Source organism: Pseudomonas sp. B21-054, assembly GCF_026016345.1.
Taxonomy (GTDB): domain Bacteria; phylum Pseudomonadota; class Gammaproteobacteria; order Pseudomonadales; family Pseudomonadaceae; genus Aquipseudomonas.
This window is the reverse complement of sequence record NZ_CP087204.1, coordinates 702,402-714,469: the sequence shown is the minus strand read 5'-3', so window position 1 is coordinate 714,469 and position 12,068 is coordinate 702,402. Positions and strand designations below refer to the sequence as shown.

At 62.8% G+C, this 12,068-nt stretch carries 13 protein-coding genes; 11 read left to right on the top strand and 2 right to left on the bottom strand.

Annotated features, from left to right (window positions below; translation table 11 throughout):
- Window positions 1-261 precede the first annotated feature (261 nt).
- From urtA to ureC, 11 genes are all read left to right on the top strand, one after another.
- Window positions 262-1,527, top strand: coding sequence for an urea ABC transporter substrate-binding protein (urtA, locus tag LOY70_RS03115; protein ID WP_063323138.1), 1,266 nt, complete (start codon window positions 262-264; stop codon window positions 1,525-1,527).
- Between the two features lie 158 nt (window positions 1,528-1,685).
- A complete protein-coding gene (gene urtB / locus LOY70_RS03110; protein ID WP_265033228.1) occupies window positions 1,686-3,188 on the top strand; it encodes an urea ABC transporter permease subunit UrtB in 1,503 nt (500 codons plus the stop codon).
- The gene (gene urtC / locus LOY70_RS03105; RefSeq protein ID WP_265033226.1) at window positions 3,188-4,267 is read left to right on the top strand and encodes an urea ABC transporter permease subunit UrtC; all 1,080 of its coding nucleotides are present in this window, start codon (window positions 3,188-3,190) and stop codon (window positions 4,265-4,267) included. Before urtB ends, urtC begins: the two co-directional genes overlap by 1 nt.
- Window positions 4,264-5,133, top strand: coding sequence for an urea ABC transporter ATP-binding protein UrtD (urtD, locus tag LOY70_RS03100; protein WP_265033224.1), 870 nt, complete (start codon window positions 4,264-4,266; stop codon window positions 5,131-5,133). The genes urtC and urtD overlap by 4 nt, the downstream gene beginning before the upstream one ends.
- Window positions 5,134-5,244: 111 nt before the next feature.
- Window positions 5,245-5,943 (top strand): urea ABC transporter ATP-binding subunit UrtE, encoded by a 699-nt coding sequence (gene urtE / locus LOY70_RS03095; RefSeq protein ID WP_265033223.1) that lies wholly within the window; start codon window positions 5,245-5,247, stop codon window positions 5,941-5,943.
- Window positions 5,944-5,973: 30 nt separating this feature from the next.
- The gene (locus tag LOY70_RS03090; RefSeq protein ID WP_265033221.1) at window positions 5,974-6,825 is read left to right on the top strand and encodes an urease accessory protein UreD; all 852 of its coding nucleotides are present in this window, start codon (window positions 5,974-5,976) and stop codon (window positions 6,823-6,825) included.
- 151 nt (window positions 6,826-6,976) lie between these two features.
- Entirely contained in the window at window positions 6,977-7,279 is a 303-nt protein-coding gene (gene ureA / locus LOY70_RS03085; RefSeq protein ID WP_003197350.1) for an urease subunit gamma, read from the top strand.
- Window positions 7,280-7,288: 9 nt separating this feature from the next.
- Window positions 7,289-7,822: a GNAT family N-acetyltransferase gene (locus LOY70_RS03080; protein WP_265033219.1), complete on the top strand. Its 534-nt coding sequence runs from the start codon at window positions 7,289-7,291 to the stop codon at window positions 7,820-7,822.
- Between the two features lie 5 nt (window positions 7,823-7,827).
- Window positions 7,828-8,361 (top strand): GNAT family N-acetyltransferase, encoded by a 534-nt coding sequence (locus tag LOY70_RS03075; protein WP_265033217.1) that lies wholly within the window; start codon window positions 7,828-7,830, stop codon window positions 8,359-8,361.
- Window positions 8,358-8,663: an urease subunit beta gene (locus tag LOY70_RS03070; protein WP_265033215.1), complete on the top strand. Its 306-nt coding sequence runs from the start codon at window positions 8,358-8,360 to the stop codon at window positions 8,661-8,663. Before LOY70_RS03075 ends, LOY70_RS03070 begins: the two co-directional genes overlap by 4 nt.
- 141 nt (window positions 8,664-8,804) lie before the next feature.
- Window positions 8,805-10,505 (top strand): urease subunit alpha, encoded by a 1,701-nt coding sequence (ureC, locus tag LOY70_RS03065; protein ID WP_265033213.1) that lies wholly within the window; start codon window positions 8,805-8,807, stop codon window positions 10,503-10,505.
- Between the two features lie 234 nt (window positions 10,506-10,739).
- On the opposite strand, the gene LOY70_RS03060 is transcribed toward ureC, so the two are convergent.
- The gene (locus tag LOY70_RS03060; protein ID WP_025211589.1) at window positions 10,740-11,039 is read right to left on the bottom strand and encodes a chaperone modulator CbpM; all 300 of its coding nucleotides are present in this window, start codon (window positions 11,037-11,039) and stop codon (window positions 10,740-10,742) included.
- Window positions 11,040-11,099: 60 nt separating this feature from the next.
- Entirely contained in the window at window positions 11,100-12,041 is a 942-nt protein-coding gene (locus tag LOY70_RS03055; protein WP_265033210.1) for a DnaJ C-terminal domain-containing protein, read from the bottom strand.
- Window positions 12,042-12,068 lie beyond the last annotated feature (27 nt).

Here is a 12,068-nt window from a genome sequence, read left to right as displayed (position 1 = left end):
ATGTGGCAGACAAACAGCTATCGCGAGCAAGCTCGCTCCCACAGTTGATCGTTGGCGACCATGACATCGGCGCCCCAATGCGGCGCACCCCATCGCACCAGCCCCCGAATCGCGATCACTCATGGTGCACTGCCCTGCCTCCCCTCCTCGCCACTTCCCTGTTTCCGGGCTTTTTTCCGACCGGGCACACCCCTTGCAAAAGCGCCTTCAGCGTTTGCATCTGCCCTCGAAAAAAACTCATAAGTCCATGGAGATCGCACAATGAAGCGTCGTAGCTTGATCAAGGCTTTTACACTCTCGGCAAGCATTGCCGCGATGGGCATGGCCTGGACCGTCCAGGCCGCCGAGACCATCAAGGTCGGCATCCTGCATTCGCTGTCCGGCACCATGGCGATCTCCGAGACGTCCCTCAAGGACATGGCGCTGATGACCATCGACGAGATCAACGCCAAGGGTGGTGTGAACGGCAAGAAGCTTGAAGCGGTGGTCGTGGACCCTGCATCGAACTGGCCGCTGTTCGCCGAAAAGGGCCGTCAGCTGCTGACCCAGGACAAGGTCGCCGTGGTGTTCGGCTGCTGGACCTCGGTGTCGCGTAAATCCGTATTGCCGGTGTTCGAAGAGCTCAATGGGCTGCTGTTCTACCCGGTGCAATACGAAGGTGAAGAGATGTCGCCGAACGTGTTCTACACCGGCGCGGCGCCGAACCAACAGGCGATTCCGGCGGTGGAATACCTGATGAGCGAAGAAGGCGGCAGCGCCAAGCGCTACTTCCTGCTGGGCACCGACTACGTCTATCCGCGCACCACCAACAAGATCCTGCGCTCGTTCCTGCACTCCAAAGGCGTGGCAGACAAAGACATCGAAGAGGTCTACACCCCGTTCGGCCACAGCGACTACCAGACCATCGTCGCCAACATCAAGAAGTTCTCGGCCGGTGGCAAGACCGCAGTCATCTCCACGGTCAACGGCGACTCCAACGTGCCGTTCTATAAAGAACTGGCGAACCAGGGCCTGAAAGCCACCGATGTTCCGGTCGTGGCGTTCTCGGTGGGCGAAGAGGAACTGCGCGGCATCGACACCAAGCCGCTGGTGGGCAACCTGGCGGCGTGGAACTACTTCGAATCCGTGGATAACCCAGCGAACAAGAAATTCGTCGAGTCCTGGAAAGCCTACGCCAAAGCCAAGAACCTGCCAGGCGCCGACAAAGCGGTGACCAACGACCCGATGGAAGCCACTTACGTCGGCATCCACATGTGGGCGCAAGCGGTGGAAAAAGCCAAGTCCACCGACGTCGACAAAGTCCGCGAAGCCCTGGCCGGCCAGACCTTCGCCGCACCGTCGGGCTACACGTTGACCATGGACAAGACCAACCATCACCTGCACAAGCCGGTGATGATCGGCGAGATCCAGGCCGACGGTCAGTTCAACGTGGTCTGGCAGACCGAAGGCCCGATCCGCGCGCAACCGTGGAGCCCCTTCATCGCCGGCAACGACAAGAAGCCTGACTATGCGGTGAAGAGCAACTGAGCCCATGGGTGTCGGCCCCAATCCCCGGGCCGACACACAACCCCTGTGGGAGCGAGCTTGCTCGCGATAGCGATGAATCAGCCAGAAGAACAGTGACTGACACACCGCTATCGCGAGCAAGCTCGCTCCCACAAAAAGCACTGCGCAAGGCCTAGCATATGCCCACCGCCCTTTACCGCCTCATTCTCGCCCTGGTGCTGCTGTTGCCACTGGAGGCCCACTCTGGCGATGCCGAAGACTTCGTCGCCGCCAACCCGACCCAGCAGGCCAAACTCCTGGAAACCTGGGCCGCGCAGCCTGAGCCTGCACGTGTCGAACTGATCAACGCCTTGCAGCAAGGCCAATTGACCGTCGACGGCCAGCCCAAGACCCTGCGCCTGAACAACCGCTTGCGCGGGCTGATCGAAACCGCCCTCGCCAGCCATCAACTGCTGGCCGTCGATGCTCGCGTACGCCTGGGCGCCGCGCAGCAATTGCAGAAAAGCGCCCGTCCAGCCCAACTGGCCTTCCTCGACCGACAACTGGCCGGCGAGCAGGACGAAGACGTGCACGCCGCCCTGAGCCTGGCCCTGGCGAACCTGCAACTGGTGGACACCAACCCGAGCGTGCGCCTGGCCGCCGTCCGTCTGTTGGGGGAAACCGGCGATCCACTGGCTCGCACTCGCCTGGAAGGCCTGCTCGAACCCGGCGTCGAAACCGATGCCAACGTGCGCACGGCCGCCGAAACCAGCCTTGCCCAAGTCAAACGCAAACTCCTGGTAGGCGAGCTGCTGGGCCAGGCCTTCAGCGGCATGTCCCTGGGTTCGATCCTGCTGCTCGCCGCCCTCGGCCTGGCCATCACGTTTGGCTTGCTGGGGGTGATCAACATGGCCCACGGCGAGATGCTGATGCTGGGCGCCTACTCCACGTATGTGGTGCAGATGCTGTTCCAGCGCTTCGCCCCGAACGCCATCGAGTTCTACCCGCTGATCGCCCTGCCGGTGGCGTTTTTCATCACCGCCGCCATCGGCATGGCTTTGGAGCGCACGGTGATTCGCCACCTATACGGGCGGCCGCTGGAAACCCTGCTCGCCACCTGGGGAATCAGCCTGATGCTGATCCAGCTGGTGCGCCTGGTGTTCGGCGCGCAGAACGTCGAAGTCGCCAACCCGGCCTGGCTCTCGGGCGGGATCCAGGTGTTGCCGAACCTGGTGCTGCCGTACAACCGCATCGTGATCATCGCCTTCGCGCTGTTCGTGGTGGTGCTGACCTGGCTGCTGCTGAACAAGACCCGCCTGGGCCTGAACGTGCGCGCGGTGACCCAGAACCGCAACATGGCCGCCTGCTGCGGCGTGCCCACCGGCCGCGTGGACATGCTCGCCTTCGGCCTCGGCTCGGGCATCGCCGGGCTCGGTGGCGTGGCCCTGAGCCAGATCGGCAACGTCGGCCCGGACCTGGGCCAGAGCTACATCATTGACTCGTTCCTGGTGGTGGTGCTCGGCGGCGTCGGCCAGTTGGCCGGTAGCGTGTTCGCCGCGTTCGGCCTGGGCATCGCCAACAAGATTCTCGAACCGCAGATCGGCGCCGTGCTCGGCAAGATCCTGATCCTGGCGTTGATCATTCTGTTCATCCAGAAGCGTCCGCAAGGCCTCTTCGCGCTCAAAGGACGGGTAATCGACTGATGAACCAGCCCCTGATGCTCACGGCCACGCAAAAGGCCGGCCCCAAACTCACCCTCGCCGTCGGCGCGCTGATCCTGGCGGTGCTGCTGAGCCTGCCGCTGCTGTCGCTGTTGGCGGCGGACAATCCGTTGCACGTCTCGGCTTATACCCTGACCCTGGTGGGCAAGATCCTCTGCTACGCCATCGTCGCCCTGGCGCTGGACCTGGTCTGGGGCTACGCCGGCCTGCTCTCCCTGGGCCACGGCCTGTTCTTCGCCCTCGGCGGCTACGCCATGGGCATGTACCTGATGCGCCAGGCCGCCGGTGACGGCTTGCCGGCGTTCATGACCTTCTTGTCGTGGACCGAGCTGCCTTGGTACTGGGCCGGCACCGACAGTTTCCTCTGGGCGATGTGCCTGGTGGTGCTGGCGCCGGGGTTGCTGGCGCTGGTGTTCGGCTTCTTCGCCTTCCGCTCGCGGATCAAGGGCGTGTATTTCTCGATCATGACCCAGGCCCTGACCTTCGCCGGGATGCTCCTGTTTTTCCGCAACGAAACCGGTTTTGGCGGCAACAACGGCTTCACCAATTTCCGCTCGATCCTGGGCTTTGGCATCACCGAGCCGGGCACCCGGGCGGTGCTGTTTTTCGCCACGGTGTTGCTGCTGGTGGCGAGCCTGTTCATCGGCTGGCGCCTGGCTCGCAGCAAGTTCGGTCGGGTGTTGACGGCCCTGCGCGATGCCGAAAACCGCCTGATGTTCTGCGGCTACGATCCCCGTGGTTTCAAGCTGTTCGTCTGGGTATTGAGCGCGGTGCTGTGCGGCCTGGCCGGGGCGTTGTATGTGCCGCAGGTGGGCATCATCAACCCCAGCGAAATGTCGCCGACCAACTCCATCGAGGCCGCCGTGTGGGTCGCCCTTGGCGGGCGCGGCACGTTGATCGGACCGCTGCTGGGGGCCGGCGTGGTCAATGGCATGAAGAGCTGGTTCACCGTGGCCTTCCCTGAGTATTGGTTGTTCTTCCTCGGTGCGCTGTTCATCGTCGTGACCCTGTACCTGCCCAAGGGCGTGATCGGGCTGCTGAAGAAACGAGGTGAACAATGAGAATCACAGCGAGTGCCGAATTCATGCTCGAACCGGCTTTCTTTCCGCCGGAACCCAACCAGGACGCCGGCAGCAGCCGCGACGCCATCGGCCTCGGCCAAGCGGCAGGCGTTGGCCTGAACACCCGCCACGGCACCATCCTGACCCTGGAAGACATCAGCGTCAGTTTCGACGGTTTCAAGGCCTTGAACGACCTGAACCTGTACATCGGCGTCGGCGAATTGCGCTGCATCATCGGCCCCAACGGCGCGGGCAAGACCACGTTGATGGACGTGATCACCGGCAAGACCCGGCCCAGCCACGGCAAGGCCTGGTTCGGCGAAACCCTGGACCTGACCAGCATGAGCGAAGTGCAGATTGCCCAGGCCGGCATCGGGCGCAAGTTCCAGAAGCCCACGGTGTTCGAAGCCCTGAGCGTGTTCGAGAACCTGGAGCTGGCGTTGAAAACCGACAAATCGGTATGGGCCAGCCTGCGGGCCAGACTGACCGGCGAACAGCACGACCGTATCGACGAAGTGCTCGAGACCATCCGCCTTACCACGTCGGTCAACCGCGCCGCCGGGTTGCTGTCCCACGGGCAAAAGCAATTCCTGGAAATTGGCATGCTGCTGGTGCAAGACCCGCAACTGCTATTGCTCGACGAACCGGTGGCGGGCATGACCGACGCCGAAACCGAGTTCACCGCCGAGCTGTTCAAGTCCCTGGCGGGCAAGCATTCGCTGATGGTGGTGGAGCACGACATGGGCTTCGTCGGCGCGATTGCCGACCACGTCACCGTGCTGCACCAAGGCAGCGTGCTGGCCGAAGGGTCGCTGGAACAGGTGCAGGCCGACGAGCGGGTTATTGAGGTTTATTTGGGTAGGTGAGCGTCGAGCCGCAAGCTTCAAGCGGCAAGTTGAAAGCAAAAGCCGCACACCATCCTGCTCTTACTTGCAGCTTGAAGCTTGCCGCTTGAAGCTCTAAAAAACGGAGTTCAAATGCTACAGGTCCAACACCTTCATCAATACTACGGCGGTAGCCACATCCTGCGGGGCCTGTCGTTCGACGTGAAGGTCGGCGAGGTGACGTGCCTGCTGGGGCGCAACGGCGTGGGCAAGACCACCCTGCTCAAATGCCTGATGGGCCTGTTGCCGGCCAAGGAAGGCGCGGTGAATTGGGAAGGCAAGGCCATCACCACCTTCAAGCCGCACCAGCGGGTCCATGCCGGCATTGCCTACGTGCCCCAGGGCCGGGAGATTTTCGGCCGGCTGACGGTGGAAGAAAACCTGCTGATGGGCCTGTCGCGGTTTCCCGGCGCCGAGGCCAAGGAGGTGCCGGCGTTTATCTACGAATTGTTCCCGGTGCTACTGCAGATGAAACAGCGCCGAGGCGGTGACCTGTCCGGCGGCCAGCAACAGCAGCTCGCCATTGGCCGGGCCCTGGCCAGCCGCCCGCGCCTGCTGATTCTCGATGAACCGACCGAAGGCATCCAGCCGTCGGTGATCAAGGAGATCGGCGCGGTCATCAAGAAACTGGCGGCCCGGGGCGACATGGCGATTCTGCTGGTGGAGCAGTTCTACGACTTCGCCGCCGAGCTGGCCGATCAATACCTGGTGATGTCCCGGGGCGAGATCGTGCAGCAAGGGCGTGGAGAAAATATGGAAGCCGAGGGTGTACGCGGGCTGGTTACGATCTAGTCTGTAACGTCCTGACGATCATTAGAAATCATGAACCTACCTGTCTCGCTGTTGACACCTTCGGCCCAATTCACCCCCAGCTGGCATGCCGAGCTGGAACTGGGCTACGCCCGGTTTGACGACTGCACACGCCCGGTACAGCGCCGCCATAAAGGTCCGCTGCGGGTGCAAAAACACCTGTACGCCGAAGGCCCGCAGGTGTGCCAGCACATCATCGTCCACCCGCCCGGTGGAATTGCCGGCGGTGATCGGCTGGACATCTCGGCCCACGTCGGGCCCGGTGCCTGGGCACAACTGACCAGCCCCGGCGCCGCCAAGTGGTACCGCGCCGCCGCCCCGGCGTACCAGCAACTGAGCCTGAGCGTAGCCGCCGGGGCGACCCTGGAATGGCTACCCCAGGAAACCATCGTCTTCAGCGCGGCCCAGGCCGAGCTCGGCACCTCGATCGACCTGCAGGGCGACGGGCGTTTGTTCTACTGGGACATGGTTGCCCTCGGCCGCCCAGCCAGCGGCGAACGCTTCGACCTGGGACATTTCCAGTCGCGGCTGGACATTCGTCGCGACGGCCAGTTGCTGTGGCATGAGCGCCAGCGCATTGTGGGCGGTGATGGCTTGCTCGACTCGCCCATCGGCCTGGGCGGGGATCCGGTGTTCGCCACGTTGTTGGTGACCGGGGAAATCGATAGTGCGTTGCTGGAGCAATGCCGCTCCCTGGGCCATGCGGTGCGCGGTGACCTGACCCAGTTGCCCGGCCTGGTCGTGGCGCGGTGCCTGGCGAGCGAGGCGTTGCTGGCGCGGGGGTGGTTGATTGAATTGTGGCGTTTGCTTAGGCCTGCATTGCTTGGAAGAGAGGCCGTACCACCGAGAATCTGGAGCACCTGAATTTGCTTTCCTGTGGGAGCGAGCTTGCTCGCGATGGCGGAGTGTCAGTCGACATCTATTTTGAATGTCCTGCCGCTATCGCGAGCAAGCTCGCTCCCACAGGGGGACGTGTTTACAGCGAAAACTATTTATCTGCCCTTATGGATTGCACATGGACCTGACCCCACGCGAAAAAGACAAGCTGCTGATCTTCACCGCCGGCCTCGTTGCCGAGCGGCGGTTGGCTCGTGGCTTGAAACTCAATTACCCGGAGGCCATGGCCTATATCTCCGCGGCCCTGCTCGAAGGCGCCCGTGACGGCCAGACCGTGGCCGAGCTGATGCACTACGGCACCACGCTGCTGAGCCGCGAACAGGTGATGGAAGGCATCCCGGAAATGATCCCGGAGATCCAGGTCGAGGCGACGTTTCCCGACGGTACCAAACTGGTCACCGTCCACCAGCCGATCGCCTGAGGCCATGCCATGACCTATCTCGTGCGCGACGCTCAGCCTACCGATCTGCCCGCGATCCGCGACATCTACAACGACGCGGTACTGAACACCACCGCGATCTGGAACGAACAGCTCGTAGACTTGGGCAATCGCCAAGCTTGGTTCAGCGCCCGGCAATCCCAGGGCTACCCGGTGCTGGTGATCGTCGATGCCGATGAAAACGTGCTCGGCTATGCTTCGTTCGGCGACTGGCGTCCCTTCGATGGTTACCGGCACACCGTGGAGCATTCGGTGTACGTACGCAGCGATCAGCGCGGCAACGGCCTCGGCCCACGGCTGATGACAGCACTGATCGAGCGCGCCAGGGCCTGCGGTAAACATGTCATGGTCGCCGCCATCGAAAGCGGTAACGGCGCCTCGATTCGCTTGCACGAGCGAGCCGGTTTCACCACCACCGGGCAAATGCCCCAGGTGGGTACCAAGTTCGGCCGCTGGCTGGACCTGACTTTCATGCAGTTGGTCCTCGATCCCGGGGCGCAACCGCCTGTCTTTGACAAGGAGTGATGCCTATGAACCCCGCCCAGTTGCGTCGAGTCCACGCTGAAAGTTTTGCGCATTATCGCCAGGGCCTGATCGATCTGTTGCTCGACGCCGTCGGCTATGGCGCCAGCGTGGGGTTCATGGCCGACCTTAATGCCGCCCAAGCCCGCGCCTATTTCGACGAAGTCCAGGCCAGCCTTGAACAGGGCCATCTGCTGCTGTGGGTGGTGGTCAAGGATGAGCAAGTGCAGGCCAGCGTCCAGCTAGCCCTGTGCCAGAAACCCAACGGTCTCAACCGGGCCGAAGTACAGAAGCTGCTGGTCCGCGGCGAAGCCCGGCGCCGTGGCCTGGGACAGCAATTGATGAGTGCCCTGGAACTCGGCGCCCGCCAGCACAAGCGCGGCCTGCTGTACCTCGACACCCAGGCCGGCTCCGAGGCCGAGGCGTTCTACCGCGCCATGGGCTACACCCGCGTCGGGGAACTGCCCGACTACTGCCAGAGCCCGGACGGGACCTACACCGCGACCACCATTTACTACAAGACTTTGGGGCAACCGCAATGATTCCAGGCCAATACCAGGTTCAGCCGGGCGACATCGAGCTCAACGTCGGCCGCCGCACCCTCACGCTGAACGTCGCCAACAGCGGTGACCGGCCGATCCAGGTCGGCTCGCACTACCATTTTTTCGAAACCAACGACGCCCTGGCCTTCGACCGTGCCGCCAGCCGCGGCATGCGCCTGAACATCCCGGCCGGCACCGCCGTGCGCTTCGAGCCGGGCCAGAGCCGCGAGGTGGAGCTGGTGGACCTGGCGGGGCATCGGCGGGTGTTCGGGTTTGCCGGGCGGGTGATGGGCGACCTGTAGGTCATCGGGTGCCTGCACTGGCCTCATCGCGAGCAAGCTCGCTCCCACAGGGGAACGCGATCAAATGTGGGAGCGAGCTTGCTCGCGATGAGTGAGCGCAGCGAACGGTTTCAACATTCAATTGAATTCCAAGGCAAGCACATGAAGATTTCGAGACAAGCCTACGCCGACATGTTCGGTCCCACCGTCGGTGACAAAGTCCGTCTGGCCGACACCGAGTTGTGGATCGAGGTGGAGAAAGACTTCACCACCTACGGCGAAGAAGTGAAATTCGGCGGCGGCAAGGTGATTCGCGACGGCATGGGCCAGAGCCAACTGTTGGCCGCCGAGGTCGTCGACACGCTGATCACCAACGCGCTGATCATCGACCACTGGGGCATCGTCAAGGCCGATGTCGGCCTCAAGGACGGGCGCATCGCGGCCATCGGCAAGGCCGGCAACCCGGACATCCAGCCTGACGTGACCATTGCCATCGGCGCCAGCACCGAAGTGATCGCTGGCGAAGGCATGATCCTCACCGCCGGCGGTATCGACACCCACATCCACTTCATCTGCCCACAACAGATCGAAGAAGCGCTGATGAGCGGCGTGACCACCATGATCGGCGGCGGTACGGGCCCGGCCACCGGGACCAACGCCACCACCTGCACGTCCGGGCCGTGGCACTTGGCGCGCATGCTCCAGGCCGCCGATGCGTTCCCGATGAACATCGGCTTCACCGGCAAGGGCAACGCCAGCCTGCCGGAACCGCTGATCGAACAGGTCAAGGCCGGGGCCATCGGCCTGAAGCTGCACGAAGACTGGGGCACCACGCCGGCGGCCATCGACAACTGCCTGAGCGTGGCCGACCAGTACGATGTGCAGGTGGCGATTCACACCGACACCCTCAACGAGTCGGGCTTCGTAGAAACCACCCTCGCCGCGTTCAAGGGCCGCACCATCCACACCTACCACACCGAAGGCGCTGGCGGCGGTCACGCACCGGACATCATCAAGGCCTGCGGTTTTCCCAACGTGCTGCCCAGCTCGACCAACCCGACCCGGCCGTTCACCCGCAACACTATCGACGAGCACCTGGACATGTTGATGGTCTGCCATCACCTGGACCCGAGCATCGCTGAAGACGTGGCCTTCGCCGAAAGCCGCATCCGCCGCGAGACCATCGCCGCCGAAGACATTCTCCACGACCTCGGTGCGTTCTCGATGATCAGCTCCGACAGCCAGGCCATGGGCCGCGTCGGCGAAGTCATCACGCGCACCTGGCAGACCGCCGACAAGATGAAGAAGCAACGTGGCGCCCTGCCCGGCGACGGCGAAGGCAACGACAATTTCCGCATCAAGCGCTACATCGCCAAGTACACCATCAATCCGGCGATCACCCATGGCATCAGCCATGAAGTGGGTTCCATCGAAGTGGGCAAGTGGGCCGACCTGGTGCTGTGGCGCCCGGCGTTCTTCGGCGTCAAGCCGACGCTGATCCTCAAGGGCGGCGCCATCGCCGCCAGCCTGATGGGCGACGCCAACGCCTCGATCCCGACGCCGCAACCGGTGCACTACCGACCGATGTTCGCAAGCTTTGGCGGATCGCGTCACGCCACCAGCCTGACCTTCATCAGCCAGGCCGCCGCCGAGGCGGGGCTACCGGAGCAATTGGGCTTGAAGAAGAGAATCGCCGTGGTCAAAGGTTGCCGCGATGTGCAGAAGACCGACTTGATGCACAACGACTACCTGCCGAGCATCGACGTTGATCCGCAGACTTATCAGGTCAAGGCCGATGGGGTGTTGCTGTGGTGTGAACCGGCTGAGGTGCTGCCGATGGCGCAGCGGTATTTTCTGTTTTGATGGTCGGTTGATACCTGAGCGAATACATGACTTTGTGGTGAGAGGGGTTTATCTGTGGCAAGAGGGGGTATCTGTGGCGAGGGGATTTATCCCCGCTGGGCTGCGCAGCAGCCCCAAGACTGACCGCCGTGGTGGGTCAGACTGACTGTGCTTAGCCTTTTTGGGGCGGGGATAAATCCCCTCACCACAGATAAATCCCCTCGCCACAGTCAGCAGCTGGCTTGAGGATCTGCATCACTCCACCAACCGCCCCAACCGCTGCTTGAGCATGCGGTTTTCGCTGCGCAGTTGCTGTACTTCCTCCAGCAGGTCCAGCGCCAGGGCGACGCCTTCCCATTCCAGCTCCAGCTCGCGGCGCAGCTTGGCCGCACGGCGGGCCAGGACCAGTTCATAGTCGGTGAAACGCCAATCCGTCGGGGCTGCGCCGTGGGGTTCGAGGATGCCATGGGCGACGATCTCGATCACATGGACGTCCGCCAACGCGGCGGCCTCGCAGAATTCCGTCAGGGTCAGTTCAATGATCGGGTTGTTCATGGTCTGCTTCTCCCAATGCCTTAACGGTCGAGTCTAGCCACAGGTGCTGCCTTCAGCCGGTCAGAAGTTCTCCCGCGGATCGAACGCGGCTTTCTTCGCCAGTTCTGCCCACAACGCCTTGACGGTCTCGTCGCTGGTCTTGGGCATCACGGCCTTGAGCTGCACGAACAGGTAACCGCGCTCGCCGGCCTTGTTGCGCAGGCCATGGCCCTTGGCGCGCATGCGCTGGCCGTTCTGGCTACCGGCCGGGACCTTGAGGTTGATCTTGCCGGTCAGGGTCGGTACCGCCACTTCGGTGCCCAAGGCCAATTCCCACGGTGCCAAAGGCAAGGTGATGATCAGGTCCTGGCCTTCTACGTCGAACTTGGGGTGCGGCGCGAAGCGAATGGTCAGGTACAAATCACCATTGGCACCACCACCGATACCGGGCGCACCCTGGCCCTTGAGGCGGATGCGTTCACCATCGGTCACGCCCAGCGGAATCTTCACGTTCAGGCTTTTACTGGTGTTGCTCACGTGCTGGCCGGCCGCGTTGTACTGCGGCACCTGGAAGCTGACTTTCTTCGACTCGCTCGACAGGGTTTCTTCCAGGAAGATCGGTAATTCCATTTCCACGTCTTGCCCTCGACGGCCGGCGCTGCGACCTGACTGTCCGCCACCGAAACCCGACCCGCGATTGCCGAAGATCGAACTGAAAAAGTCCGAGAAGTCACCGGTGTCCTGACCACCGCCAAAACCGCCACGGCTTTGCCACCCCGGTGGGCCCTGGAACGGCTGACCGTGCTGGCCATAACGGCGCAGGTCGTCATATTCGGCGCGTTTGTCGGCGCTTTTCAGCGCTTCATAGGCTTCGGAGACGTCCTTGAACTTGGTCTCGGCATCCTTTTCCTTACTGACGTCCGGGTGGTATTTGCGCGCCAGTTTGCGATAGGCAGCCTTGATCGTGCTGTCGTCCGCAGTCGGCTCCACACCCAGAATCTTGTAATAGTCTTTGAAGTCCATTGAAGGATCACCATCCGTTATCGATAT